Origin of the sequence: Aurantimonas sp., assembly GCF_964217435.1 — a bacterium.
Taxonomy (GTDB): Bacteria; Pseudomonadota; Alphaproteobacteria; order Rhizobiales; family Rhizobiaceae; genus Aurantimonas; species Aurantimonas coralicida.
The window spans coordinates 67,206-91,085 of sequence record NZ_CAXPJM010000055.1 but is presented as its reverse complement, the minus strand read 5'-3'; the positions used below and the strand labels follow the sequence as shown (position 1 = coordinate 91,085).

26 protein-coding genes are annotated in these 23,880 nt (G+C 68.0%); 11 read left to right on the top strand and 15 right to left on the bottom strand.

Annotated elements, in window-relative coordinates:
• From ACEQX1_RS19810 to ACEQX1_RS19760, 11 genes are all read right to left on the bottom strand, one after another.
• Positions 1–300, bottom strand: a complete 300-nt coding sequence (locus tag ACEQX1_RS19810; protein WP_370193479.1) for a hypothetical protein — start codon at positions 298–300, stop codon at positions 1–3.
• A 13-nt stretch (positions 301–313) separates the two neighbouring features.
• Complete coding sequence (locus tag ACEQX1_RS19805) at positions 314–1,363, bottom strand: DUF6352 family protein (protein ID WP_370193478.1); 1,050 nt, start codon at positions 1,361–1,363, stop codon at positions 314–316.
• On the bottom strand, positions 1,363–2,130 hold the full coding sequence (locus ACEQX1_RS19800; protein ID WP_370197484.1) for a biotin/lipoate--protein ligase family protein: 768 nt from the start codon (positions 2,128–2,130) through the stop codon (positions 1,363–1,365). Before ACEQX1_RS19800 ends, ACEQX1_RS19805 begins: the two co-directional genes overlap by 1 nt.
• Entirely contained in the window at positions 2,127–2,318 is a 192-nt protein-coding gene (locus tag ACEQX1_RS19795; RefSeq protein WP_009210420.1) for a DUF6494 family protein, read from the bottom strand. Before ACEQX1_RS19795 ends, ACEQX1_RS19800 begins: the two co-directional genes overlap by 4 nt.
• 129 nt (positions 2,319–2,447) lie before the next feature.
• Complete coding sequence (locus tag ACEQX1_RS19790) at positions 2,448–2,576, bottom strand: hypothetical protein (RefSeq protein WP_280137472.1); 129 nt, start codon at positions 2,574–2,576, stop codon at positions 2,448–2,450.
• Positions 2,573–3,976: a c-type cytochrome gene (locus tag ACEQX1_RS19785; RefSeq protein ID WP_370193476.1), complete on the bottom strand. Its 1,404-nt coding sequence runs from the start codon at positions 3,974–3,976 to the stop codon at positions 2,573–2,575. Before ACEQX1_RS19785 ends, ACEQX1_RS19790 begins: the two co-directional genes overlap by 4 nt.
• A gap of 19 nt (positions 3,977–3,995) precedes the next feature.
• The gene (locus ACEQX1_RS19780) at positions 3,996–5,102 is read right to left on the bottom strand and encodes a formate dehydrogenase subunit gamma (protein WP_370197482.1); all 1,107 of its coding nucleotides are present in this window, start codon (positions 5,100–5,102) and stop codon (positions 3,996–3,998) included.
• A gap of 187 nt (positions 5,103–5,289) precedes the next feature.
• A complete protein-coding gene (gene fdh3B, locus ACEQX1_RS19775; RefSeq protein WP_009210417.1) occupies positions 5,290–5,886 on the bottom strand; it encodes a formate dehydrogenase FDH3 subunit beta in 597 nt (198 codons plus the stop codon).
• Positions 5,887–5,901: 15 nt separating this feature from the next.
• Positions 5,902–8,892: a formate dehydrogenase subunit alpha gene (locus ACEQX1_RS19770; RefSeq protein ID WP_370193473.1), complete on the bottom strand. Its 2,991-nt coding sequence runs from the start codon at positions 8,890–8,892 to the stop codon at positions 5,902–5,904.
• A gap of 57 nt (positions 8,893–8,949) precedes the next feature.
• Complete coding sequence (locus ACEQX1_RS19765; protein WP_024350246.1) at positions 8,950–9,159, bottom strand: twin-arginine translocation signal domain-containing protein; 210 nt, start codon at positions 9,157–9,159, stop codon at positions 8,950–8,952.
• A gap of 79 nt (positions 9,160–9,238) precedes the next feature.
• The gene (locus ACEQX1_RS19760) at positions 9,239–9,844 is read right to left on the bottom strand and encodes a molecular chaperone (protein WP_370193472.1); all 606 of its coding nucleotides are present in this window, start codon (positions 9,842–9,844) and stop codon (positions 9,239–9,241) included.
• 268 nt (positions 9,845–10,112) lie between these two features.
• Here ACEQX1_RS19760 and ACEQX1_RS19755 point away from each other — a divergent pair, with 268 nt between their 5' ends.
• The 3 genes from ACEQX1_RS19755 to ACEQX1_RS19745 are packed head-to-tail and all read left to right on the top strand — an operon-like array spanning position 10,113 to position 12,481.
• The gene (locus ACEQX1_RS19755; protein ID WP_024350248.1) at positions 10,113–10,820 is read left to right on the top strand and encodes an ABC transporter permease; all 708 of its coding nucleotides are present in this window, start codon (positions 10,113–10,115) and stop codon (positions 10,818–10,820) included.
• Entirely contained in the window at positions 10,813–11,610 is a 798-nt protein-coding gene (locus tag ACEQX1_RS19750) for an ATP-binding cassette domain-containing protein (RefSeq protein WP_370197480.1), read from the top strand. Before ACEQX1_RS19755 ends, ACEQX1_RS19750 begins: the two co-directional genes overlap by 8 nt.
• Positions 11,611–11,638: 28 nt before the next feature.
• Complete coding sequence (locus ACEQX1_RS19745; protein WP_370197478.1) at positions 11,639–12,481, top strand: substrate-binding domain-containing protein; 843 nt, start codon at positions 11,639–11,641, stop codon at positions 12,479–12,481.
• Positions 12,482–12,529: 48 nt separating this feature from the next.
• On the opposite strand, the gene ACEQX1_RS19740 is transcribed toward ACEQX1_RS19745, so the two are convergent.
• On the bottom strand, positions 12,530–13,420 hold the full coding sequence (locus tag ACEQX1_RS19740; RefSeq protein ID WP_370193469.1) for a substrate-binding domain-containing protein: 891 nt from the start codon (positions 13,418–13,420) through the stop codon (positions 12,530–12,532).
• A 140-nt stretch (positions 13,421–13,560) separates the two neighbouring features.
• On the opposite strand from ACEQX1_RS19740, the gene mobB reads away from it, so the two are divergent.
• Complete coding sequence (gene mobB / locus ACEQX1_RS19735) at positions 13,561–14,109, top strand: molybdopterin-guanine dinucleotide biosynthesis protein B (RefSeq protein WP_370193468.1); 549 nt, start codon at positions 13,561–13,563, stop codon at positions 14,107–14,109.
• Between the two features lie 18 nt (positions 14,110–14,127).
• Here the strand turns inward: mobB and ACEQX1_RS19730 are convergent, their stop codons facing one another.
• Both ACEQX1_RS19730 and ACEQX1_RS19725 read right to left on the bottom strand, forming a co-directional pair.
• A complete protein-coding gene (locus ACEQX1_RS19730; protein WP_370193467.1) occupies positions 14,128–14,670 on the bottom strand; it encodes a hypothetical protein in 543 nt (180 codons plus the stop codon).
• 143 nt (positions 14,671–14,813) lie between these two features.
• Positions 14,814–16,676 carry a pilus assembly protein TadG-related protein gene (locus ACEQX1_RS19725; protein WP_370193466.1) on the bottom strand — a complete coding sequence of 621 codons (1,863 nt, stop codon included), beginning with the start codon at positions 16,674–16,676 and terminating at the stop codon, positions 14,814–14,816.
• A gap of 236 nt (positions 16,677–16,912) precedes the next feature.
• On the opposite strand from ACEQX1_RS19725, the gene ACEQX1_RS19720 reads away from it, so the two are divergent.
• Entirely contained in the window at positions 16,913–17,311 is a 399-nt protein-coding gene (locus tag ACEQX1_RS19720; protein WP_370193465.1) for a cupin domain-containing protein, read from the top strand.
• Between the two features lie 87 nt (positions 17,312–17,398).
• Here ACEQX1_RS19720 and ACEQX1_RS19715 read toward each other — a convergent pair whose 3' ends face one another.
• Positions 17,399–17,662: a DUF2312 domain-containing protein gene (locus ACEQX1_RS19715; protein ID WP_024350256.1), complete on the bottom strand. Its 264-nt coding sequence runs from the start codon at positions 17,660–17,662 to the stop codon at positions 17,399–17,401.
• Between the two features lie 174 nt (positions 17,663–17,836).
• Between ACEQX1_RS19715 and ACEQX1_RS19710 the strand changes: the two genes are divergently transcribed.
• From ACEQX1_RS19710 to ACEQX1_RS19685, 6 genes are all read left to right on the top strand, one after another.
• Positions 17,837–19,093, top strand: coding sequence for an aconitase X (locus ACEQX1_RS19710; protein WP_370197476.1), 1,257 nt, complete (start codon positions 17,837–17,839; stop codon positions 19,091–19,093).
• Complete coding sequence (locus tag ACEQX1_RS19705; protein ID WP_370193463.1) at positions 19,090–19,512, top strand: aconitase X swivel domain-containing protein; 423 nt, start codon at positions 19,090–19,092, stop codon at positions 19,510–19,512. The genes ACEQX1_RS19710 and ACEQX1_RS19705 overlap by 4 nt, the downstream gene beginning before the upstream one ends.
• Before the next feature lie 100 nt (positions 19,513–19,612).
• Entirely contained in the window at positions 19,613–20,812 is a 1,200-nt protein-coding gene (locus ACEQX1_RS19700; RefSeq protein ID WP_370193462.1) for a mandelate racemase/muconate lactonizing enzyme family protein, read from the top strand.
• A 13-nt stretch (positions 20,813–20,825) separates the two neighbouring features.
• Positions 20,826–21,596 carry an SDR family oxidoreductase gene (locus ACEQX1_RS19695; RefSeq protein WP_024350260.1) on the top strand — a complete coding sequence of 257 codons (771 nt, stop codon included), beginning with the start codon at positions 20,826–20,828 and terminating at the stop codon, positions 21,594–21,596.
• A 22-nt stretch (positions 21,597–21,618) separates the two neighbouring features.
• The gene (locus ACEQX1_RS19690) at positions 21,619–22,674 is read left to right on the top strand and encodes an L-idonate 5-dehydrogenase (protein ID WP_370193461.1); all 1,056 of its coding nucleotides are present in this window, start codon (positions 21,619–21,621) and stop codon (positions 22,672–22,674) included.
• Positions 22,675–22,744: 70 nt separating this feature from the next.
• Positions 22,745–23,851 carry a DSD1 family PLP-dependent enzyme gene (locus tag ACEQX1_RS19685; protein WP_370193460.1) on the top strand — a complete coding sequence of 369 codons (1,107 nt, stop codon included), beginning with the start codon at positions 22,745–22,747 and terminating at the stop codon, positions 23,849–23,851.
• The last annotated feature ends 29 nt before the right edge of the window (positions 23,852–23,880 follow it).

Sequence of the window (23,880 nt, the reverse complement as noted above, 5' to 3'; positions counted from 1 at the left end):
TCAGTTGCGCTGGTAGCAGAGGGAGCGCGCGTCGGCGCGTGACTTCTCGGCGGCTTCGGCGGTGATCAGATCCTGCTGGACCATGCCGTCGATGTCGGCGAAGCGCTTGTCCACGCAGGCCGCGACGTCGGGATCGACCCGCAGCGTGCCGAGCTCCTCGCCCCGCTCCTCGACACCGGCCACCCATTCTTCGGTCTGGGCGTAGACGAGGAAGGCGAGGGCGGCGAGGGCGATCGCGAAGACCAGCGCCACGAGGCGCATCCAGGGTGAGTTCGCGACGCTGTGTGATGAAGTCGTCATGTCGATTCCTTGATCATTGGACGCCGGAGGTGAGGGGCAGATTGGTCAGAAGGTTCTGGGGCTTGAGCCGGATGAGACCGGTGGGGTTCACCGCCACGCCGAGATAGGCCGGCTTGCCCCGCATGGTCGGCAGGATCCGGTTGTCGTCCTTGAATTCCATGCGGAACAGCGCGGCGATCCGGCCGATGCGGTCCTCGTCGACCGCTTCGCCCTCATAGAGCCCGTTCAGGATCTGCGTTGCCTCGGCGTCGAGCCCGACATGCCAGGACCAGTGCTGGTCGGTGATCGACTGCATCGCCTGGACCCGCACCGGCAGGTGCAGGAAATGCGCGACCCAGCGCTCGATCACCCGCGCCAGCGCATCCTGCCCCGGCTGGGTGAAGCGGAAATCGAGGGCGAAATTGAACTGGTCGGCCCGGCCCCAATAGGTCTCGCAATTCTCCTCGCTGAGCACGTCGAGCGAGACTTCGCGCATCGGCGTGCCGGCTTCGGCCAGCAGCGAACCCAGCCCGCCAAGGCCGCCGGATTCGGAATACATCTCGACCACTTCCGCGTCGGCCAGCGTCAGCTGGCCGTCGCCGGTCGTCGCCATCTGGTCGCGGAAGAACAATTCGGCGGCGCGCAGGACGAAGGGGTCGGTCTCCTCGGCCAGAAGCCCGCCGAGGATCAGATGCACCAGCTGTTCGATGAAGACCGGCGGCACGCGCGGCGCCTCCGGGCGGAACAGGGCGAGATAGCCGGCCTCGATGGAACCGTGCCGCAGGAGATGGTCGCGATAGGCCAGCAGCATGCGGTAATTGTCCGCCGTGTCGGCATCGGCGAGCGCCGCCAGATCGGCCTCGGTGACCGTCGCGTCGGGCGTCTCCATCAGCCGCTCGAACAGCCGATGCTCGTTGTCGCAGCTTTCCTCGATCGGATGGATTTCCGGCCGGGTGTAGTAGGCGCGCAGGAAATCCGGCGTGACCGCGAGCCAGCCATTGTCCAGCTTGTGGGTCAGATGCAGGCCGGCGGATTTCCAGACGACACGGCCCTGTGGCGCGAGGGGTTTCGCAGGCATCTGCATCAGGAATCGGCTCCGGTTGCGGCATCGGTCAGGGGCAGCAGCACCGTGCGCCCATCGGTCTTCAACAGGGCCCCGCCGGCGTCGTCGAGGCCGATCATGGTGCCGGAATGCCGGACGGCGCCGAGGACGATGTCCACGGTTTCGCCCATCGCATCGGCGCGGGACGTCCAGCTCTGATGCGCGGCGCGGAACCCGTCATGGGTCCACCCGTCGATCCACGACAGGAAATGCCGCGCCACCGCCTCGACGATGAGGGTTCGGTCGAGTTCGCCGCAGCCTTCTTCCATCAGGGCGGTCGCGGCCAGATCGTGGCCCGGTTCGGCGGGACCGTTCCGCGACGCCTCGATGGTCAGCGCGTAGCCGACGACCATGTGGTCGGGAATCCCGGCCGGATCGCGCGGTTCTGGAACATGCAGGCGCGCGGCGCCGACGGTCGCGCCATTGGCCAGGATCGTGCCGGGCCAGCGGAAGGTCAGCGCCAGATTGGGCGGTCCGATGCCGCCCAGCGCGTCGCCGATCGCCACCATCAGGAGCGGCAGCATCTGCGCGGCCTTGGCGAGCGCGACGTCCGGCTCCAGGATCAGCGCGGCCGCCGCGCAGTCCGTGTCGCGGCTCCAGAACAGGTCGCCCGCGCCATGGGATTGCGCGCGAGCGGCGTCGATCGCCGCCGCGAAGGGGTCGACGCCCGCAGCCACCGGGTGACCGGTGAAGGCAGGCGGGAATTCAGGGTCCGCCAGGGGCGCGATGTCGATCTGGCTGAGCGTCACGGCAGCTGGATTTCACCCTCGACGACATGGTCCAGCGGCTCACCCTCGGCGGTCAGATGCATGCGCACCTTCAGCGGGCCGGAGCCGGCCTTGCCGGAGCGCACCAGTTCCTCGATCTCGCGCTGCGAGGTCACGCCGACCTGCTTGAGAAACTTGCGCAGTGACATGTTGAAGGCTTCTTCGCTCATCGGTCCTGTTCCTTGCTGTCGCGGTGCCGCCGGCGGCGCTCCGCGTGATGATCCGTCTCGCACCGGGCGTGTGAAGGCACCGTGCCGCCGCATCCCGCGACGCGTGCGTGCGTGCGTCGTCGATCGGAGCTATTGCAGCCGGACGTTCTCGGTCGAATAGGCTTCGCTCGCCGATTGTTCCAGCTCGGTGTTGAGCAGGAGGCCGACGCCCAGCCCGATGAGCAGCACGATGGCCACGCTTAGCAGGAATGCCTTCATTGTGGTGTGGTCTCCCCCGGTTCTGGTGCCGATCGCCCGCTCGGCGGCGGCGTTTCGGCGTCGGTTGCGGTCGCCCGCTTCAGATAGGCGATCAGCGCGTCGCGCCGTTCGACGCTCTTCAGCCGCTGCACCGGCATTTTCGTGCCCGGCGTGACGACGTCGGGCCCATGGTCGAACAGCTGTGATACCGTGTCCTCGGTCCAGACGATATCCGATTCCGTCAGCGCCTCCGAATAGGCATAGCCTTCGACGGTGCCGGCCTTGCGCCCGAACAGGCCGAACAGCGTCGGCCCGGCGCGGTTGCCGTCATCCGGCGTCAGCGTATGGCAGACCGAGCATTTGCGCAGGAACTCGCTTTCGCCGGGATCGTCGGTGCCATGCGCCTGGAACCGCCGCGGATAGACCGACTGGATCGCCTCCATGCGCTGGCGCGGCGAGACCTGCCAGCGAATGGCGAAATCGTCGAGCCCGACCCGGTACAGCTCCTTGCCGTCCGGCGTGAAGGACAGGCCCCAGACCGGGCCGTAAACGTCGCCATATTCCTCGACCAGCGTGCCGGTGTCGATGTCGAAGACCCGGATGCGCCCGTCGGCGCTGCCGGTGGCAAACCATCCGGCCCGCGGTGACGCGGCGATCGACAGCACCGGGTTCTCTTTCGCGGCCAGTTCCACGGTTTCCAGCGTCGGGAGGTCGACGAGACCGGTCACGCCGTTCTGGCTGCCGAAGGCGAGCAGGGTGCCGCCGGGCAGGGGGGTGATGACGTTGACGCCCCAGCCATGGGTGTAGAGCACCCGCGACGAACCGGCGATGCGGCCGTCGTCGAGCGGCCATGCGCGGATCGCGCCGTCATAGCCGGCTGTGAACAATTGCCGTCCGTCCAGCGAGAAGGCGACCGCGTTGACATTGCCCTGATGGCCCTCGGCGCGCGCGATCTCGCGGCCCTCCGCAATGTCGAAGATCCGCGCCGTGCCGTCCCAGCGGGCTGCGGCGGCAAAGCGGCCGTCCGGGCTGACGGCGACGTCGAGCACCTTAACCGGCGTATCGGCGATCCGCTGTTCGAGGTCGCCGGTCGCAAGATCCCAGATGGCGAAGGAGCCGTCGTCGGAGACCGAGACCGCCTTGTCCGTGCCGGGAACGAAGGCGACGTCGTTGACCGCCGCGTCGTGGCCGGCGAGCCGGGCGGAGACGGTGCCATCCGGGCCGGTCATGTCCCAGAGGATGATCGAATAGTCGAAGGAGGCGGTCAGCGCGCGGGCGCCGTCATCGGACAGCGCGACCGCCTTCACCGGGCCGCCGTGGCCGACCAGCCGCTCCGGCAGCACCTCTGCGCCGGCCAGGTTCGACAGCATCGCGAGGATGGCCGCGGCGGCGAGCGCCGCCAGTCTCAAAGCGGGGCGCATGATCGCGTCACGCCGGCCGCTATTCCGCGGGTGCGGGATGCGCCCCGGCCTCGGGGCGGCCGTCCTTCTTCAGGACCTCGTCCACCCAGAGCGCATGATGCTCGCGCGCCCAGTTCACGTCGACGTCGCCGCTGCCCATGGCATCGAAGGCGCCTTCCATGCCGATCGTGCCGATATAGATGTGGCCGAAGATCACGCAGACCATGAACACCGCCATGACGGCGTGCCAGATGGTGTTGAACTGCTGCTCCTGGATCACCGAATAGGGCGGCTGCGGCAGGCCGAGCCAGGCCGGCACGTCGAGGCCGATGCCGGCAAGGGCGGTGAAGGTGTCGCCGAAGAAACCGTGCTCGAACGGGAACAGCAGGGCCCAGCCCGAGACGCTGAGCGACAGGCCGCCGATCATCACCAGCCAGAAGATGACCTTCTGTCCGGCGTTGAACTTCCAGGCTGGCGGATGCGCGCCCTTGGAGAAGAAGCCGCCGCCCTTCATCAGCCAGACGAAGTCGGCGCGCGAGGGGAGGTTGTGGACGATCCACAGGACGAAGGCGACCACCAGCCCGGCCATGAAGGCGAAGGCGACGTAGTTGTGCGACATCTTCAGGAAGCCGGACATCGGGCCGAAGAGCTCCTTGCCGATCAGCGGCATGATCAGCTCGCGGCCGTAGGAGATGTTCAGCCCGCTGATGGCGAGGATGATGAAGGACAGCGCCATCACCCAATGGGCGGTGCGCTCGATCAGACCGAAGCGCTTGATGGTCACGCCGGCAAGGCCGTGCTGGACGCGGATGCGGCCGCGAACGGCGAAGAACACGGCCAGCAGGACCAGCATGCCGATCATCGCCAGTCCGAGATAATCGAACATCGGGCCGTTGCGCAGCAGGCGCCAAGACTCGCCCTCGGACTGCACCAGCACCGAGGCCTTCTTGTCGGGGATCGAGACGCCGCCGGAAATGCCCTGGCGCACCGATCGCCAGATCTCGGCGTCGGAGGTGGTGCCGAGCGCGTCGCCGGGGACGGCGCCGCCGGTCGGGGAGGCGTTGTCCGGTGGCCGGACCGAGCTCTGGGCCTGGCCGGTGCCGGCTGCGGCGAACAGCATCAGGACGGCGATGGCGAGGACCGGCACGAGAGCTGCAAGACGCCGTAGCGGGGCGGAGCGTGACAAGACAGCGAGAGACGCTCTGAGGCTAGGCATGTCCTCTATCCCCGTTCGGGTGAAAGATGCGGCGGGAATGGGCAACGCGGAGCGCCACCGGTCATGGTCGGGCGGCGGACGGCCGGAGCCGTCCGCCGGAATTGCATGCGCGGCAGAGTCAGCCGCCCAGCTTCTGGTCGTAGGCGGTGCCCCAGCCCCAGGCGCCGGCGCCGAAGCCGCGGGCCACGACACGCTCGCGATAGATCGACGACACCGTGTCGCCGTCACCGGCGAGAAGCGCCTTGGTCGAGCACATCTCGGCACACAGCGGCAGCTTGCCCTCGGCCAGACGGTTGCGGCCGTATTTCTGGAACTCCACCGCCGAATTGTCCTCTTCCGGACCGCCGGCGCAGAAGGTGCACTTGTCCATCTTGCCGCGCGAACCGAAATTCGAGGCCTGCGGATATTGCGGCGCGCCGAAGGGGCAGGCGTAGAAGCAATAGCCGCAGCCGATGCACAGGTCCTTGGAGTGGAGAACCACGCCGTCGGAGGTCTGGTAGAAGCAGTCCACCGGGCAGACCGCCATGCAGGGTGCGTCCGAGCAGTGCATGCAGGCGACCGAGATCGACCGCTCGCCCGGCTTGCCGTCATTGATGGTGACGACGCGCCGGCGGTTCACGCCCCACGGAACCTCGTGCTCGTTCTTGCAGGCGGTCACGCAGGCGTTGCATTCGATGCAGCGCTCGGCGTCGCAGAGGAACTTCATTCGTGCCATTGGTCTGATCCTCCCTTACGCCCGTTCGATCCGGCAGAGCGTGGTCTTGGTTTCCTGCATCTGCGTCACCGAATCGTAGCCGTATGTCTGTGCCGTGTTGCAGGCTTCGCCGAGCACGTAGGGATCGGCGCCATCGGGATATTTCCCGCGGAGATCGTTGCCCTGGAAGTAGCCGCCGAAGTGGAAGGGCGTGAACACCACGCCGCGACCGACGCGTTCGGTGACCATCGCCATGATGCGGATCTTGCCGCCTTCCGGGCTGTGCAGCCACACCGTGTCGCGGTCGCGAAGACCGAGATCGTTGGCGTCCGACGGGTTGATCTCGACGAACATGTCCTGCTGCAGCTCGGCGAGCCACGGATTGGAGCGGGTCTCGTCGCCGCCGCCCTCGTATTCCACCAGACGCCCCGACGTCATGATCATCGGGAAGTCCTTGGAATAGTCGTTCTTCTGGATCGACGCGTAGGCCGTCGGCACGCGCCAGAAGGTCTTGTCCTCATAGGTCGGATAATCCGTCACCAGATCGCGGCGCGGCGTGTAGAGCGGCTCGCGATGGATCGGCACCGGATCGGGGAAGGTCCAGACCACGGCGCGGGCCTTGGCGTTGCCGTAGGGGGCGCAGCCATGGGCGATCGCCACGCGCTGGATGCCGCCCGACAGGTCGGTCTTCCAGTTCACGCCGCCGACCTTCTCGTCGTAGTCGGAATCGATCTCGCCGGTCTGCGACTGCTCGCCGACGTCGTCGCCCTGGCTCGGACGCTGGTCGGCAAAGCCGGCCACATAATCGATGTAGCGGCGCTCGTAGGGCGTCAGATCCTTGTCCCAGCCGAGCTCCTTGAGCATCGCGAAGGTGAACTCGGGATAGCCGTCCTCGATCTCCGAGCCGACCGGCCAGGAGCCTTCGGCCAGGAGGTTGTCGCCGTCACGCTCGACGCCGAAGCGGGCGCGGAAGCCCATGCCGCCCTGCGCCACCGGGATCGAGGTGTCGTAGAGATTGGCCGAGCCGCTGTGCTTCATCTCGGCGGTGCCCCAGCACGGCCAGGGCATGCCGTAGAACTCGCCGTCATGCGCGCCGCCGACGCCGCGAAGCGTGGTGCGGTCGAAGGTGTGCTGGTTCTGCATGTGGGACTTGAGGCGCTCTGGCGACTGGCCGGTATAGCCGATCGTCCACATGCCGCGGTTGAACTCGCGGGTGATGTCCTCGACGACCGGCTCGCCGTCCTTGACCTCGATGTTGCGGAACATGCGGTCCGCGAAGCCGAACTTCTCGGCGAATTTGTGCATGATCGTGTGGTCGGGCAGGGACTCGAACAGCGGCTCGACCACCTTCTCGCGCCACTGCAGCGACCGGTTGGATGCGGTCACCGAGCCGGAGGTCTCGAACTGCGTGGAGGCCGGCAGCAGATAGACCCCGTCGGTGCGGTCCTGCAGGACGGCGGTCATGGTCGGATACGGGTCGATGACGACCAGCATCTCCAGCATGCCCATCGCCTTCTGCATTTCCGGCAGGCGGGTCTGCGAGTTCGGCGCATGGCCCCAGAACACCATGACCTTGGTGTTGTCCGGCTGCTCGAGGTTTTCCCTGGCCTCAAGAACACCGTCGATCCAGCGCGAGACCGGGATGCCGGTCTCGTTCATCATCAGGCGGTCCTTGCCCTCGTCGCCGGCGCCCGGCATCACGGCAAATCGGCCCTTGAGCCAGTCGAGTTCCTCTTCCCAGACCCGGGCCCAGTGCGCCCAGGAGCCGGCGGTCAGGCCGTAATAGCCCGGCAGCGTGTCGGCGAGGACGCCCAGATCGGTCGCGCCCTGCACATTGTCATGGCCGCGGAAGATGTTGGTGCCGCCGCCAGCCTTGCCCATGTTGCCAAGGGCGAGCTGCAGGATGCAGTAGGCGCGGGTGTTGTTGTTGCCGTTGGTGTGCTGGGTGCCGCCCATGCACCAGATCAGCGTCGCCGGACGGCTCTCGGCCATGGTCCGCGCGACGCGCTGGAGCTGCGAGCCCGGAACGCCGGTGACCCGCTCAACCTCGTCGGGCGTCCAGCGCGCGACCTCGGTGCGGATCTGGTCCATGCCCCAGACGCGGCTGTTGATGAATTCCTTGTCTTCCCAGCCATTCTCGAAGATGTGGTAGAGAATGCCCCAGATCAGCGCGACGTCGGTGCCCGGCCGGAACCGCACATACTCGTCGGCATGGGCCGCGGTGCGCGTGAAGCGCGGGTCGCAGACGATCAGCGGGGCGTTGTTCTCTTCCTTGGCCTTCAACAGATGCAGCAGCGAGACCGGATGCGCCTCGGCCGGGTTGCCGCCGATCAGGAAGATCGCCCGGGAATTGTGGATGTCGTTGTAGGAGTTGGTCATCGCGCCGTAGCCCCAGGTGTTGGCAACACCTGCGACCGTGGTGGAGTGACAGATCCGGGCCTGATGGTCGATGTTGTTCGTGCCCCAATAGGCGGCGAACTTGCGGATCAGGTAGGACTGCTCGTTGGAATGCTTGGCCGAGCCGAGCCAGTAGACGGAATCGGGACCGGCGGCCTCGCGGACCTCCAGCATCTTGTCGCCGATCTCGTTGATCGCCTCGTCCCAGCTGATGCGCTGCCATTTTCCGCCGACGAGCTTCATCGGGTATTTCAGGCGGCGTTCGCCATGGGCGTGCTCGCGCACCGACGCGCCCTTGGCGCAGTGGGCGCCGAGATTGAACGGGGAATCGAAGCCCGGCTCCTGGCCGACCCAGACGCCGTTCGACACTTCCGCCAGCACCGTGCAGCCGACCGAGCAATGGGTGCAGACCGACTTGCGGATCTCCATCTCGCCGGTCGCGGTCTCGCCCGCGGCCTCGGCGCGGCGCACCATGCCGCCGGACAGCGTCGCCACGGCCGCGGCGCCGCCGATGGTCAGGCCCGAGCGCTTCAGGAAGGTCCGGCGATCAACCGCGGCCGTCCCCAGCTCCGACAGCGCCGACGCCATCCGGTTGCTCCGCGCCGCGCCGTTTGCCTTTTTCCTGAGCATATCTGCCTCCGATCCTTGATGTGCGGCCGCCCGCGATCCGTTTGACTGGCGGGTGGGTTAGAACCGTGCCGACTTGTAGAATGTCCTGACATGATCGGTTTCGCGGTAGCCCGCGCCCGTCGTGTCGTCCTCGGTGATCGCCGCTTCGGCGGGCGCGCCGGTGACCAGCGCGGCGCCGCCGGCAACGCCGCCCAGCCCTGCGAACTTCAGGAAAGCCCGGCGATCGGCCTGGGTGCCGCCCTTCGTTCCCGTGCTCTTGTCGCTCATCTCGTTTCTCCGTGGTCGAAGGGCCGTGCCCTGGTCTCGTTCCTTTTGCGGGGTGCCGCCGTCCCCGCGATTTGTGCGGCTACATGTCGAAGCCCGATTCCTCGATGGCCATGAACTGCCGGCCGATCGTGCCGACCGGGCGGTAGAGCCGCGCCGTGCGGTTGGTCTCCATATCCGCAAAGAAATGCCCGGCCCAGGAGCCGACATGCTTGCGGAAGAAATCCTTCTGGACGGCCAGCGGCTGGATCTGCCCGAAGCTGCCGTCGATCAGCCCGGCCATCATCTCCATCAGCGCGCCAGCGTGATCCTCGGGATCGCGGCTGTCCTCGGAGCGGGCGATGCCCAGCGGCACCATGTCGGAGCGCAGCCGCGCCAGCGGCTTTTCGTTGAGAAATCCGGTGAGGTAATAGGAGCCGTAGGGCACGAGCTCGCCGCGCCCGACACCGATGAACAGCTCCTGGTATTCCTCGCGGGCGGCGGCGAGCGATATCGCGCGCGCCGCGCCGGCAAGATCGCCGATGCCCCGGCCGAGCGGGCTGTCATCGCCCGACAGGCCCTGCAGCATCGCCAGCAACGCCTCGTCGGCCGGACGCGCCAGAAGGCGCGCAAGCAACCTGTAGAGGTTGGCGCGCAAGGCCTCGGCCTCGGCCGGTTCCGTCGTTACAGCGAGATTGTGGTTCTGCAAGGCTGTTCTCCCACTCCAGTAGAGCAACAAATCGTCCGATTCACAACGGTTTTCTGGCCCTGCGGCAATGTCGCCGACCGGCTTGCTTAAACATGACTGTTATACTCATGTTTGTATACTCTGCGTTGCGTACGACTTCCCGGGCACGTCTCGCAACTGCGTTCGAATACAACGCAGATGCGGTAACGATTGCTTAAGCTGGACGAAGCCGGCGTTCCCGGCCATAATCTCCCGAAACGACGCGAGTGGACGGACGAAACAGGAGAAAATGCAGGATTTCGCGAACTCATTTGCGCTGGCAGGCCATCTGATCCTGTCCGGCGATCCGGAATTGCTGGCCATCGTCCTGCTGTCGCTGAGGGTATCCCTGACTGCTGTTCTGATCGCTGCCGCGGTCGGAATGCCGCTCGGCGCGCTCCTCGCCGTGGGCCGTTTCCCGCTGCGACGCGTCGCCATCGTGCTGTTGAACGCCCTGATGGGGCTGCCGCCGGTCGTGGTTGGCCTGCTGGTCTATCTGATGCTGTCCAATGCCGGACCGCTCGGCGTGCTGCAGCTGCTCTACACACCCACCGCGATGATCATCGCGCAGGTTGTCCTGGTGGTGCCGATCATCGCCGCTTTGACCCGCCAGGTGGTCGAGGATCTCGACGCCGAATATTCCGAGCAGCTTCGCTCCTTCGGCGTCTCGCGTCTCGCGGCAGTGCCGACCCTGCTCTGGGACGGGCGGCACAGCCTGGTCACCGCGCTGCTGGCCGGTTTCGGCCGGGCCATCGCGGAGGTTGGCGCGGTGATCATCGTCGGCGGCAACATCAACCATGTCACCAGGGTGATGACGACGGCGGTGGCGCTGGAGACCTCGAAGGGCAATCTCTCGCTGGCCCTCGCCCTCGGCGCGATCCTGCTGATCATCGCCATCGCCATCAACGCGTCGGTCGGGCTCATCGGCGCCGGCCGCCCGCAGGCCGCCCATGCGTGACGATATCGCCCTGCAGCCGAGCGACGCCGACCTGTCACCGGTCCGGGCGCTGTCGGCCGCCGGCACGACCCAGGCCTCGGTCCTGCCGCTGCAGGCCGAGAACCTTGTGTTCCGGGCCGGCGGGCGGACACTCTTGGACGTTGGCGGGCTGACCATTGCCGCCGGTGGTCCGACCTTGATCCTCGGGCCGAACGGCGCCGGCAAGAGCCTGCTCCTGCGCCTGCTGCACGGGCTGATCACGCCGGCGTCCGGGCAGTTGCGCTACAATGGTCAGGGGCTCGACAAGGCGGTGCGCCGGCGTCAGGCCATGGTGTTCCAGCGGCCGGTGCTGCTGCGCCGCTCCGTCGCCGCCAATGTCGACTACGCGCTGAAGGTCCATGGCATGCCGCGCATCGCGCGCCGCGAACGCGTCGCCGCGCTCCTGGCCATGGGCGATCTGGCGGCCCGCGCAAACCAGCCGGCGCGCACCCTGTCGGGCGGCGAGCAGCAGCGTCTGGCGGTGGTCCGCGCCATCTCGACCGCGCCCGACATCCTGTTCATGGACGAGCCGACCTCGAGCCTCGATCCGGGGGCGACCCAGGCGATCGAGAGCCTGCTGCGCCGCGTCGCGGCGGCCGGCACCAAGATCGTCATGGTCACCCACGACATCGGCCAGGCGCGACGCCTCGCCGCCGAGATCGTCTTCGTTCACGGCGGCCGCATCGTCGAGCAAACGCCGGTCGACCGGTTTTTCGATGAGCCCGTTTCACAGCCGGCGCGGCAGTTTCTCGCCGGTGGGCTGGTTCTGTAACGCCGTTCGCGGCGAAGGAGGGGAAAGCATGAAGACGCAACTGATCGGGGTCATCGCCGCTGCCACGCTGGCGCTGGGCGCCATGGTCGCTCCGGCGACGGCCGAGGAGAACTTCATCGTCGTCCAGTCGACGACCTCCACCCAGAATTCCGGGCTGCTGGACGCCATCCTGCCGGCCTTCACCGAAAAATCCGGCATCGAGGTTCGCGTCGTCGCGGTCGGGACCGGCCAGGCGATCAAGAACGCCGAGAACGGCGATGGCGACGTGCTGCTCGTTCACGCCAAGCCGGCCGAGGAGAAGTTTGTCGCGGCCGGCGGCGGCGTCGAACGCTTCGACGTGATGTACAACGATTTCGTCGTCGTCGGCCCCGCCGCCGATCCCGCCGGTGTCGCGGGCATGAAGGACGCCGAGGTGGCGCTCGGGAAGATCGCCGCCGCCAAGGCGCCCTTCGCCTCGCGCGGCGACGACAGCGGCACCCACAAGGCCGAGCTGCGCCTCTGGAAGGACGCCGGGATCGACCTCGCCGCCGCCTCCGGCGGGTGGTACCGCGAAACCGGATCGGGCATGGGCGCCACCCTCAACACCGGAATCGGCATGGGCGCCTACGTCCTGACCGACCGGGCGACCTGGATCTCCTTCGGCAACAAGGGCGATCACACGGTCGTCGTCGAGGGCGACCCGGAACTGTTCAACCAGTATGGCGTGATCCTGGTGAACCCGGACAGGCATCCGGCGGTGAAGGCCGAAGCAGGGCAGGCCTTCATCGACTGGCTGACCGGAGACGAGGGGCAGGCCGCCATCGCGAACTACAGGGTCGATGGCCAGCAGCTGTTCTTTCCGAATGCCGACATGACCGGCGATCGAAGCTGACACGGGCGCGCCGGCCATCAGCGGCCGGCGCGCTTTCATCGCTGCCGGTCAGGGGCCGGGCGCGTTGTAATGCACGGTGCCTGCGGCGGCGACATCGTAGCCGCTCATCTCGGCCGCCCGGTCGTGGAATTCCGCCGTGTGCAGAAACCGCATCAGCGCCTGCAGCGGCGGCTCGAAGAAGGCCTGCCGCCAGACCAGAAGATCGGTGCGGTCCTCGGCCAGCTGCACGAAGCCGAGCCGGTACTGGGCCGCCATCGCCGCCAGCCCGAAGCCCGCATCCGCCTTGCCGTCCAGCACCAGCCGGGCGACGTCGTCCTCGGTCTTGGCGACGCCCGGCGGGCCGGCGAGCGCCGCCGGGTCGAGCCCGGCTTCCGTCGCCAGCGCCTCGAACAGCTTCTGTCCGCCGGCGCCGGGCTGCCGCCGCGCAAAGCGCAGCGGTGCCAGACCGGTGACCGCCTCGATCGCGTGCGGATTGCCGGGGGCAACGATCAGGCCGCATTGGCGGCGGGCGAATTCGATCAGCACCACCGGGGCGTCGCCCAGCATGTCGCGCACCGTGGCGACATTCCAGTCGCCACCGGTTTCCCGGATATGCGTGGCACAGGCCGCCGCCTCGCGCCGGGCCACCCGGCCGATGCCGTCGGAGCTGCCGTCGAAGAAGGCGGCCAGTCCGCTGCCCGACTGGCGCAGCGCCCATTCCAGCAGCGGATCGTGACTGCCGGCGAGGATCATCGGCAGTCGGGTTTCGGTCGCCACCGGGCCGGAGCGCGCGGCGGCCATCCAGGCGGCGACCTCCTCGCGCGGAAACAGCAGCTTGCCGACCACGCGGATGCAGGGCACCTCGCCGCTGGCCGCCAGATCGTAGACCTTGCGCTCCTTGATGCGCATGAGATCGGCGAGTTCGCGGGTGGTCAGATAGGTGGGCGCGGTGTCGGACATCGCTCCATCTATCGCCAAGCGTCCAGCGGCGGCAACGTCTCTTCGCCGTCGCACGCGCTGCGAACCGGCAGGACGCTTCGCATCTCGACCGGGCTTTCCTTCCTCGCATAGAAGGGCGGGGACCCCGCCGGGCGGGACAGATGCAGCGAAGGGACGGGTGCCAGGTGAAACAGCGCATATTCGGCATCACCGGCTGGAAGAACTCCGGCAAGACGACCCTGACGGAGCGGCTGGTGACCGAGATCACCGCGCGCGGCTTCCGGGTCGCGACGGTCAAGCACGCCCATCATGCCTTCGAGATCGACCGGGGGGGCACCGATTCCTTCCGCCACCGCAGCGCCGGCGCCGGTGAGGTGGCGATCGTCTCCGGCACGCGCTGGGCGCTGATGCACGAATTGCGCGGTGCGCCCGAGCCGAGCCTTGCCGACATCGTTGCGCGGCTGTCGCCCTGCGACCTGGTTCTCGTCGAGGGCTACAAGCGCGAGCCGCACCCCAAGATCGAGTGCCGGCGACAGGAGGCCCGCGATCGCCGGCCGATGCAGGACCACGCACCAAGCATCGCGGCGATCGCCGCCGATCATCCGGTGACGGACAGCGCGCTGCCGGTCTTCGACCTCGATGACATCGCGGCCATGGCGGATTTCGTCCTGGCTGAGACCGGTCTCGCCGGAGCGTCGGCGCCGGACTGACGCCGGTCGGGCGAAAGGCTACCAGCGCTTGCGGCGTTCCTCGAAGCGCTCGCGCCGTTCGCGAAAGCGGCTGTCGCCGCGCTGATCGTCGCGGGTCCGGTCATTGTCGAAGCCGCGGCCATAGTCCCAGTCGCCGTCCGAGTCCCAATCGCGCCGATCCTCGTCCCGGTCGCGATGATCGCGATCATGCCTGTCGCGGTCGTGATGCCGGTCGCCATCCCGGCGCCCATCGTCGCGCCGGCCATCGCGTCCGCGGCCGTCATGGCGTGCGCGCTCCTCGGCACGCCAGCGCGGCGCGTCCCGGAAATCGTAGAGATACCGGTCGGCGTCGAGACTGCCGCGGTCGATCCCGTCACGGCCGCCTCGGTCGCCGCTGCGCCGGTGGTGACGCCCGTCGCCGCGATGCTGCACGAGGCGGAACGCGTCGGCCGGTTCGTCCGTCGGGGCGACGCTGGCGGGGGCGACGCTGGCCGCGATGCCGGACGCGAGCGGAACCGGTCCGGGCGCGACAACCGGCTGGGCGAGCCCGAAGCTCAGGAGGACGAGGGTCGTTGCGAGCATGTGTCGATGCCTCCGGGGCGAGGAACGATGAGGTCCGCGATCATGGCGCGGGCGGGATGAGGTGCCGATCCGCGCAACGCCGGATCAGCTGGAACGCTGACCGCCGAACGGCCGGGCCACGGCATCCATCTGGTGCCCGCGCGTCAGCGGGCGATGCGCAGGCTGGAAATCTGTTCGGTGATCGACTGGAAGGCGGCGGCCAGCTCTTCCTGGCTCTGGGCGTCGTAATAGAGCTTTTCGCTGGCATCGATCAGGCCGTTCGAGGCGCAGTCTTCCATCAGCTTCTTCACCGGTTCGCCGTCGCGCAGGTCGAAGGCGATGGTGAAGATCAGGATGCCGTCCGTGCCGCCCGGCTTGCGGCCATCGGCCTTCACGTTCTCGCAGACCTTGGCGACGTTCTGGTCCATGGCGGCGACATAGCTGTCGACGCTGTAATCCTTCGCGTTGCCGGTGGTGCCGTCGTAGATGCGGCCCGGCTTGCGGGTGCTGCTGCCATGGGAATAGGCCGCGCCATAGCCGTAAGAGCCGTAGGTGGAGCGGTTGTAGTCGCGAATTTCCAGCGGCCGCCCGCCGGAGTTCAGATTGTAGGTGTTGTTGCCGTCGGTCATCAGCACCAGCACCTTCAGATTGTCGGGCTCGTCGTGGCTTCGCCCCTCGGTGAAGGGTGGGCGCGCCGTCAGCAGCCGCCAGCCCCATGCCAGGCCGTGCGGAATGTTGGTGGCGCCCTGGGCGTCCATCACGTCGATGGCGTCGGTCACCGTCTTGAGCGTCTTGGTCAGCGGCGTGATCGGCGTCGTCGCGCAGGTGGAATTCGGACCCCAGTCGCTGCGATTGCTGCTCGGCGTCGTGATGGAGTAGCCGCTGTCGAAATACTTGGCGACCTTGGCCTGCTCGGCCATCGCCTCCTTGGCCGAGTCGGGCGATCCGCTGCCGCTGTCGAGATAGTCGTTCCAGCCATAGGCGGAATCGTCGTATTCGTCCGGCGCGAAGGTCGGCACGAACAGCGTCTCCGGCTTGGAACTGACCGGCTCGGTGTCGGTGGCGGCCAACCCGTTCGGCCGCGCCTCGACGCAGCCCCGCCAGGTGCCGAACTGGCTCTTGTAGCGCGCATTGTCATAGACATAGAACCGGGTCAGCGGCTCGCCGGTGGTGATCCGCGTCCAGTAGGACCCGTTGTACCGCGCCAGGGGCGTGCCACTGGAGGGCGAGGTGTAGACCCAGCCCCTGTCCCGTATCCACTCCCAGCCGCCGCTGGTCGCGCCGGACAGCCAGCCGCCCCAGTCGAGATTCTCGTGATGGATCGGCGAGCGGCCCTGCGTGTCCATCCAGTCGGCATTCTTGTATTGCGGGCCGACATTCACCGAACTGGAGAACGGGACGACCGCGAACTGGACGGGAAACTCTTCGGTCGAGCCCTTGTCGGCCGACAGGAACTGCTCGGCGAGGTCCTCGGCGGCGTCCTTGATGATGTCGATCTTGCTCTTGGTGCCGCCCGAGCGTGGCCGGTCCTGCATCGAGCCGGAATTGTCGAGCACCAGCGCCAGCTCGATCGAGCGGTTCTGCACGACGATCTCGCTCTTGGCGTAGAGCGGGAACTGCCGCCAGTCGAGCGTGCCGCCGGTGACCCACATCAGCGCATCGCCGAAGAAGGTCGGCAATTGCCGCCGGGCGGTGACCTTGAGGATCGTCAGGCCGTCCTCGCGAAACACGCCGTCATAGCTGAACTGGGTGGTGCCGCGCGTCTCCTCGCCGGCATTGTGGAAGAAGAAGGCTTCCGAGACGCTCTTGAGATAGTCCGCGTCCTGGGTTCGGCCGTACTCCCGGCCGGCGGCGAGGGCGGCGACGTCGGCCGCCTGCTGCAGGCTGCGATTGGCGCCGTAGATGCCCGACAGGTCCACCGCGGTCGCAAAGCAGAGCGCGAGGACCGGCAGCGTCAGTCCGAAGACGACGGCGACATTGCCGGTCTCCTCGCGACGAAACCGGATGATCCTCGTAAATATCTGCACCGGGTCTCCCATGCGTCGCCATGACGAAAACACCCAGCGTAGGGACATACAGTTGCGATAAGGTTGCCGGTATCGTTCGCATATGCAGCGTCCGGGATTGCCGTGCTGCGATGGGGTTTCACCGCGTGCCGGCGCCCGGCCTTCGCGGCGCGCGGGACGGCTGGCATCGGGCCGCGGGCGGTGCCATGGTGCGGCCGGCGCAGGGCACCGGACGATCCTGCGAGGAGGAGACGACCATGGACATCAGGCGCGGGGGATCGGTCCCGACACGGCGCGGACCGGCCAGCTATTTCACCGGCACGGTCTGGCAGGACCCCATCATCGAGGCACCGGAGCCGGCACGCGTGCGCTCCAACCTGGTGACCTTCGAACCGGGCGCACGCACCGCCTGGCACACCCATCCGCTTGGCCAGACGCTCTATGTGACGGCGGGGGCCGGGCGGTTCCAGACCGAGGGCGGGCCGATCGAGACGATCCGCGCCGGCGACGTGATCTGGATCCCGCCGGGCGAGAAGCACTGGCACGGCGCCGGTCCCGACACGATGATGACCCATGTGTCGATCCAGGAGGCGCTGGACGGCGTCGCCATCGACTGGCTGGAGCATGTCAGCGACCTGGACTATGCCGCCGCGTGAGGGCGGCGCCGGTGCCGCGCGCCGGCCCTGAAACGCAAGACGGCGCCCCAGATGCGGCGCCGTCTGCGATGATCGGGTCTTGTCGCCTCAGGCGGCGACGGCGGACGGGGCTTCTTCCATCGCCCGCATGTAGAGGTCGAGCAGCGTCTCGTGCTCGTCCCGCTCGTCCTTGTCCTGCTTGCGCAGCTTGATGATCTCGCGGATCACCTTGACGTCGAAACCCTCGCCCTTGGCCTCGGCGAAGACTTCCTTCTTGCCGTCGTTGAGGTCCTGGATCTCGCTCTCGATCTGCTCGATGCGCTCGACGAACGAACGGATCTGTCCGCCCGCAATCATGGCCGTGTCACTCATGGTTTCTCCTTCGCGAATCCGGAGCCGCAATATCGACGGGGTCGGTAACCGGATCCTTAACTCTGGCGATCCCGCGCGACTGAGCTGTGGACGACGGGCGAAGCAATATGTCCGCAAGGGCCGCCGGATCGGCCGCGCCACCCCCACGGTCCACGTTTTGCAGGGCGGAGGGCGATGACCCTGCACCTCACCGACCATGACCGCGCACTGCTGAACGGCGAGGCGGGCGCGGCCGCGGCCTTCGCCATGCAGATCCTGACCGGCTTCGCCCGGTCGGTGGGCGCCGAGGCACTGCTCGACATTGCCGGCGCCCATGTCGATGGCTGCCTCTATCACGGCGCCGTCAGCCTCGATTTCGTCGAGCGGCTGCTGGCCGGCGGCGGTCGCGTGAGAGTGCCGACCACGCTCAATGTCGGCTCGCTCGATCTCATCCATCCCGAGCTCGTGCGCCTCGACGCCGGCGAACGGCAGCCGCGGCGACGGCTCATGCAGGCCCACGAGGCGCTGGGCTGCCAGGCCTCCTTCACCTGCGCGCCCTATCAGATGTTGTTCCGGCCGCGCTTCGGCGAGCAGGTGGCCTGGGGCGAATCCAATGCCATCGTCTTCGCCAATTCGGTGATCGGCGCGCGCACCAACCGTTATGGCGACTTCATCGATCTGTGCTGCGCGATCACCGGACGGGCCCCGGCCTATGGCCTGCATCTGGACGAGCACCGCCGCGGCCGGGTGCTGTTTCGCCTCGAGGGCTTTGCGCCGTCGCTCACGCCCGACGATGCCCTTTATGTGGCGGTCGGGCTGATCATCGGTGCGGCCTCCGGCGAGCTTGTGCCGGTGATCGAGGGCCTGCCGCCGCCGCGCGACGAGGATCAACTGAAGGCCCTCGGTGCCGCCGCCGCCTCCGCCGGTGCGGTCGGCCTGTTCCATGCGGTCGGCATCACGCCGGAGGCCCCGACGCAGGCGGACGCCTTCGGTGGCCACGAGCCGGACCGCATCGTCGCGATCACACCGGCCTCCGTCGACGCGGTGCTTGCCCGCCTCTCCACCGTGCCGGAGGGCGCGCCGATCGACGCGGTCTGCCTCGGCACGCCGCATTTCTCCCGCGGCGAATGGGACCGGCTGCTGCCGCTCTTGCGCGAAATCCGGCCGGACCGCGGCCTGCCGATCTACGTCAACACCAGCCGCGCGACCCTGGACGGGCTGCGCCGCGACGCGGCGCTGGCGGGACTGGAGGGCTCCGGCCTCGTTCCGGTCGTCGACACCTGCACCTATGTCACCGCGATCCTGCGCGACATCGACGGGGCGGTGATGACCAATTCCGGCAAATGGGCGCATTACGCACCCGGCAATATCGGCGTCTCGGTCGGCTTCGGGTCGCTGGAGGACTGCATCCTCTCCGCCGCCAGCGGCAAGGTCGTGAGGACGCGGACATGACGCGCGCGGGGACGATCGTCGTCGCCGGCCGCGCGGAAGGGACGGCGCTGGTTCTTGCCGAGCCGCTCAGCTTCTGGGGCGGGATCGACGTGGAGACCGGCGCCATCATCGATCATTCGCACCCTGCGCGCGGTGCCAGCGTCACCGGGCGCATCCTGGTCATGCCCTGCGGTCGCGGCTCGTCGTCGTCAGCCTCCGTCTTCGCCGAATCCATCCGGCGCGGCACCGGGCCGGATGGAGTGCTCCTGGCGCGCGCCGATCCGATCCTCACCGTCGGGGCGATGGTCGCCGCCACCCTCTACGGCCGGGACTGCCCCATCGTCGTCTGCGACATTGCCGGCATCGCTGACGGCGATGTCGTGGCGATCGACGCGAGCGCCGATGCCGGTGATGGCACCGTCGCGATCCGCCCGGCGTGACACACTTCGCAACAGGCGCACGCCTTGACCGCGGCCGTCCATCCCGCCGAAGAAGAGCCGGGGATTTGCGAGGGGAATCGCAAAGGGGGAACCGGCCGGCATGAAGATCACCGCCATCGAGACGCTGCGGACCGAGGAATTCGCCAATGTCCTCTGGGTGCGCGTCCACACCGATGCGGGGATCATCGGGCTCGGCGAGACCTTCTACGGCGCCGGCGCCGTCGCGGCCCACATCCACGACACGCTGGCCGGGCGCCTGATCGGCCGCAATCCGCTGCACATCGAGGCGCTGTCGAAGGAGATGGTCCATCTGCCGATGGCGCAATCCTCGACCGGCGTCGAGTACCGCGCTGCCTCGGCGATCGACATCGCGTTGTGGGACATCTTCGGCAAGCTCTGCGACCAGCCGGTGCACCAGATGCTGGGCGGCCTGTGCCGCGACCGTCTGCGCATCTACAACACCTGCGCCGGCACCCGCTATGTCAGTTCGAGCAACATCCGACCCGTGTCGAACTGGAATCTCGGCGAGACGTCCGGTCCCTACGAGGACCTCGACGCCTTCATGACCGATGCCGGCGCGCTGGCCGAGGACCTCCTCGACAATGGCATCGACGCCATGAAGATCTGGCCCTTCGACCCGATCGCCAACGAGACCGGCGGCCTCTATTTGACCGCAGAGCAGATGCGGCGCGGCCTCGAACCCTTCGAGAAGATCCGCAAGGCCGTCGGCGACAGGATCGACATCATGGTGGAGTTCCACTCGCTGTGGAACCTGCCGGCCGCCAAGATGATCGCCAAGGAACTCGAGCCTTACAAGCCGATGTGGTTCGAGGATCCGATCCGCATGAACTCGCCGCAGGCGCTCGCCGAATATGCCCGCTCGACCGACGTTTGGGTCTGCGCCTCCGAGACCCTCGGCTCGCGCTGGCCCTACAAGGACATGCTGGACCGCGACGCCCTGTCGGTGGCGATGGTCGATCTGTGCTGGTCCGGCGGCCTCACCGAGGGCCGCAAGATCGCGGCGCTGGCCGAGACCTGGCACCGGCCCTTCGCGCCGCATGACTGCATCGGGCCGGTCGGCTTCGCCGCCGCCGTCCACATGTCATTCAGCCAGCCCAACACGCTGATCCAGGAATCCGTTAGGGCGTTCTATCGCGGCTGGTATACGCAACTCGTGACCGCGGTGCCGAGAACCGAGGGTGGCTACGTCTACCCGATGGAGGGGCCGGGCCTCGGCGTCGAGCTGAAATCCGACGTGTTCGAGCGCACCGATCTCGTGCGCCGCATCAGTGAAATCTAGAGGGGAAGACATCATGACCGAAACCGCATCCTTCGACCTGACAGGCCGCACGGCGCTGATCACCGGCTCCTCGCGGGGCCTCGGCAAGGCGATGGCGCAGGGACTGGCCGAGGCCGGCGCGGTGGTGATCCTCAACGGGCGCAATGCCGAGACGGTCGCTGCCGCCGCCAAGGAACTGCGCGACGCCGGCCATACCGTCCACGAGGCGATCTTCGACGTCACCGGCGAAGCCGCCGTGGTCGCCGCCTTCGAGAAGTTCGACGCCGAGGGCCTGGAGATCGACATCGTCATCAACAATGCCGGCATCCAGCATCGCCAGCCGATGCTCGAACTGGCCCTGGCCGACTGGCAGCGGGTGATCGACACCAATCTCACCAGCGCCTTCCTGATCGGCCGCGAGGCCGCCCGCCGCATGGTCCCGCGCGGCCGCGGCAAGATCATCAATATCGGTTCGCTGACCAGCGCGCTCGCCCGTGCAACGGTGATCCCGTATACGGTCGCCAAGGGCGGCATCAAGCTCCTGACCCAGGGCATGGCCGCCGAATGGGCCGCGTCCGGTATCCAGGCCAATGCCATCGGACCCGGCTACATGCTGACCGACATGAACGAGGCGCTGGTCGCCAACAAGGATTTCGACAACTGGGTGAAGAGCCGCACGCCGGCCGGGCGCTGGGGCCAGCCCGAGGAACTCGTCGGCACGGCGATCTTCCTGGCATCCTCGGCCTCCGACTACGTCAACGGCCAGATCATCTATGTCGACGGCGGCATGCTGTCGGTCCTCTAAGACCGCGAAAGCTGGAGACACCATGAAAGCGATCGTTGCACACGGCCCCCACGACCTCCGCATCGAGGAGCGCCCCGATCCGGGCGCGCCGGGGGCGGGCGAGGTGCGGCTGCGCGTCCAGTCGGGCGGCATCTGCGGTTCCGACCTGCATTACTACCACCACGGCGGCTTCGGCACGATCCGCATCAAGGAGCCGATGATCCTCGGGCACGAAGCCTCGGGCATCGTCGAGGAACTGGGCGCCGGCGTCTCCGGCCTCGCCATCGGCGACCGGGTCGCGATCAATCCGTCGCGGCCCTGCGAGAGCTGCGAATACTGCCGCCGGGACATGCGCAATCACTGTCTCGACATGGTGTTCAGCGGCAGCGCCATGCGCTTCCCGCATGTCGAGGGCATGTTCCGCGAAGTGCTGGTGGTGCCGGCGGCACAGGCCGTGCCAGTGGGCGCGGCGACCGATACGGGCCTGGCCGCGCTGGCCGAGCCCTTCGCCGTCTGCCTGCACGCCGCGCGTCAGGCCGGTCCGTTGCTCGGCGCCAGCGTGCTCGTCTCCGGCTGCGGGCCGATCGGCTGCCTTGCGGTGGCCGCGGCCCGCCGCGCCGGGGCGGCGCACATCACCGCCTGCGACGTTGTCGGCGAACCGCTGGAGACCGCCCGCAAGCTCGGCGCCGACACGGTGATCGATCTCGGCAGCGACCGCAGCGGGCTCGACGCGCTGAAGGCGGACAAGGGCCGCATTGACGTGGTGTTCGAATGTTCGGGCAACCCGGCCGCCGTCACCACCGCCGTCGAATGCGTCCGGCCGCGCGGCCGGCTGGTTGCGGTCGGTAATGGTGGCCCGGTCGAGTTCCCGCTCGCCTCGCTGGTCGCCAAGGAGATCGAGATGGTCGGCTCTTTCCGCTTCGACACGGAATTCGCGCTGGCCGCAGATCTCGTCTCGCGCCAGCTCGTCGATCTGGCGCCGCTGATCACCCACCGGATGCCGGCGGGCCGGGCGGTGGAAGCCTTCGATCTGGCCAGCGACCGCAGCCGGGCGATGAAGGTGCAGCTCGACCTGACGGACTGGACCGCCGCGACCTGAGCGTCGACAATACCGGAAAGGCACGCCGGCCTTTCCGGCGTCTGACGATGACAGGAACGGACCGCCGCGCATGCTGCAGAACCCGCCGGCCGAGCCGGGCATGGCCGAGGAGGAGGTCGACACCCCGGCGCTCCTCGTCGACCTCGACGCGCTGGAACACAATCTCGACCGCATGGCGGCCTTCGCGGCAAAGGCCGGCATCCGCCTGCGGCCCCACGCCAAGACCCATAAATCACCGGTCATCGCGCATTGGCAGGCCCAGCGCGGTGCCGTCGGGCAATGCGTGCAGAAGGTCGGCGAGGCCGAGATCCTCGCCTGGGCGGGCGTTCCCGACATTCTCATCACCAACGAGATCGTCGCGCCGCGCAAGCTGGCGCGTGTCGCGGCGCTGTCGAAGATGACGAACATCGCGCTCTGCACCGACGATACGGGCGTGGTCGACCTCATCGAGGCCGCCGCCGAAGCGGCGAGTTGCCGGTTGACGGTGCTGGTCGAGATCCATGTCGGCGCCAACCGCGCCGGGGTCGGCTCGCCGGCCGCCGCCATCGCCCTGGCCGAGCGCATCGCAAGCAGTCACGCACTGATCTTCGGCGGCCTGCAGGCCTATCACGGCGGCGCCCAGCATCTGCGTGACCTCGATGCGCGCCGCGCCGCCATCGCTTCGGTGGCCGATACCGCCCGGGCGGTCGTCGACGGTCTTGCCGCGAAGGGGATCGCCTGCCCGGCGGTGACCGGCGCGGGCACCGGCACCTTCGAGCTGGAGGCGGCGAGCGGCGTCTTCACCGAATTGCAGGCCGGCTCCTACGCCTTCATGGATGCCGATTACGGCCGCAACCGCCCGGCGCCGGACTTTCGCCAGTCGCTGTTCGTCGCGGCGACTGTGATGAGCGCGGCGCGCGAGGGTGTCGCGGTGGTGGATTGCGGCCACAAGGGCATCGCCATCGAGAGCGGGCTGCCGCTGGTCCACGAACGGCCCGGCGTGACCTATGCCGGTGCATCGGACGAGCACGGACAGCTGGCCTGTGCGGCGGGCACGAAGCTGTCTGTGGGCGAGCGCCTGCGGCTGGTGCCGGGGCATTGCGACCCGACGGTCGATCGCTACGACTGGTATGTCGGGGTGCGGGACGGCTGGGTCGAGGCCGTCTGGCCGGTCGCCGCGCGCGGCATGATGGCCTGAGCGGCGACGATCCGGAGACCGCCGCCGCT

What these genes read in the sequence shown, in the direction of transcription:
- ACEQX1_RS19810 (WP_370193479.1), bottom strand. Translation starts at nt 300, where the DNA reads ATGACGACTTCATCACACAGCGTCGCGAACTCACCCTGGATGCGCCTC.
- ACEQX1_RS19805 (WP_370193478.1), bottom strand. Translation starts at nt 1,363, where the DNA reads ATGCAGATGCCTGCGAAACCCCTCGCGCCACAGGGCCGTGTCGTCTGG.
- ACEQX1_RS19795 (WP_009210420.1), bottom strand. Translation starts at nt 2,318, where the DNA reads ATGAGCGAAGAAGCCTTCAACATGTCACTGCGCAAGTTTCTCAAGCAG.
- ACEQX1_RS19790 (WP_280137472.1), bottom strand. Translation starts at nt 2,576, where the DNA reads ATGAAGGCATTCCTGCTAAGCGTGGCCATCGTGCTGCTCATCGGGCTG.
- ACEQX1_RS19785 (WP_370193476.1), bottom strand. Translation starts at nt 3,976, where the DNA reads ATGCGCCCCGCTTTGAGACTGGCGGCGCTCGCCGCCGCGGCCATCCTC.
- fdh3B (WP_009210417.1), bottom strand. Translation starts at nt 5,886, where the DNA reads ATGGCACGAATGAAGTTCCTCTGCGACGCCGAGCGCTGCATCGAATGC.
- ACEQX1_RS19770 (WP_370193473.1), bottom strand. Translation starts at nt 8,892, where the DNA reads ATGCTCAGGAAAAAGGCAAACGGCGCGGCGCGGAGCAACCGGATGGCG.
- ACEQX1_RS19765 (WP_024350246.1), bottom strand. Translation starts at nt 9,159, where the DNA reads ATGAGCGACAAGAGCACGGGAACGAAGGGCGGCACCCAGGCCGATCGC.
- ACEQX1_RS19755 (WP_024350248.1), top strand. Translation starts at nt 10,113, where the DNA reads ATGCAGGATTTCGCGAACTCATTTGCGCTGGCAGGCCATCTGATCCTG.
- ACEQX1_RS19750 (WP_370197480.1), top strand. Translation starts at nt 10,813, where the DNA reads ATGCGTGACGATATCGCCCTGCAGCCGAGCGACGCCGACCTGTCACCG.
- ACEQX1_RS19745 (WP_370197478.1), top strand. Translation starts at nt 11,639, where the DNA reads ATGAAGACGCAACTGATCGGGGTCATCGCCGCTGCCACGCTGGCGCTG.
- ACEQX1_RS19740 (WP_370193469.1), bottom strand. Translation starts at nt 13,420, where the DNA reads ATGTCCGACACCGCGCCCACCTATCTGACCACCCGCGAACTCGCCGAT.
- mobB (WP_370193468.1), top strand. Translation starts at nt 13,561, where the DNA reads ATGCAGCGAAGGGACGGGTGCCAGGTGAAACAGCGCATATTCGGCATC.
- ACEQX1_RS19730 (WP_370193467.1), bottom strand. Translation starts at nt 14,670, where the DNA reads ATGCTCGCAACGACCCTCGTCCTCCTGAGCTTCGGGCTCGCCCAGCCG.
- ACEQX1_RS19720 (WP_370193465.1), top strand. Translation starts at nt 16,913, where the DNA reads ATGGACATCAGGCGCGGGGGATCGGTCCCGACACGGCGCGGACCGGCC.
- ACEQX1_RS19715 (WP_024350256.1), bottom strand. Translation starts at nt 17,662, where the DNA reads ATGAGTGACACGGCCATGATTGCGGGCGGACAGATCCGTTCGTTCGTC.
- ACEQX1_RS19710 (WP_370197476.1), top strand. Translation starts at nt 17,837, where the DNA reads ATGACCCTGCACCTCACCGACCATGACCGCGCACTGCTGAACGGCGAG.
- ACEQX1_RS19705 (WP_370193463.1), top strand. Translation starts at nt 19,090, where the DNA reads ATGACGCGCGCGGGGACGATCGTCGTCGCCGGCCGCGCGGAAGGGACG.
- ACEQX1_RS19700 (WP_370193462.1), top strand. Translation starts at nt 19,613, where the DNA reads ATGAAGATCACCGCCATCGAGACGCTGCGGACCGAGGAATTCGCCAAT.
- ACEQX1_RS19695 (WP_024350260.1), top strand. Translation starts at nt 20,826, where the DNA reads ATGACCGAAACCGCATCCTTCGACCTGACAGGCCGCACGGCGCTGATC.
- ACEQX1_RS19690 (WP_370193461.1), top strand. Translation starts at nt 21,619, where the DNA reads ATGAAAGCGATCGTTGCACACGGCCCCCACGACCTCCGCATCGAGGAG.
- ACEQX1_RS19685 (WP_370193460.1), top strand. Translation starts at nt 22,745, where the DNA reads ATGCTGCAGAACCCGCCGGCCGAGCCGGGCATGGCCGAGGAGGAGGTC.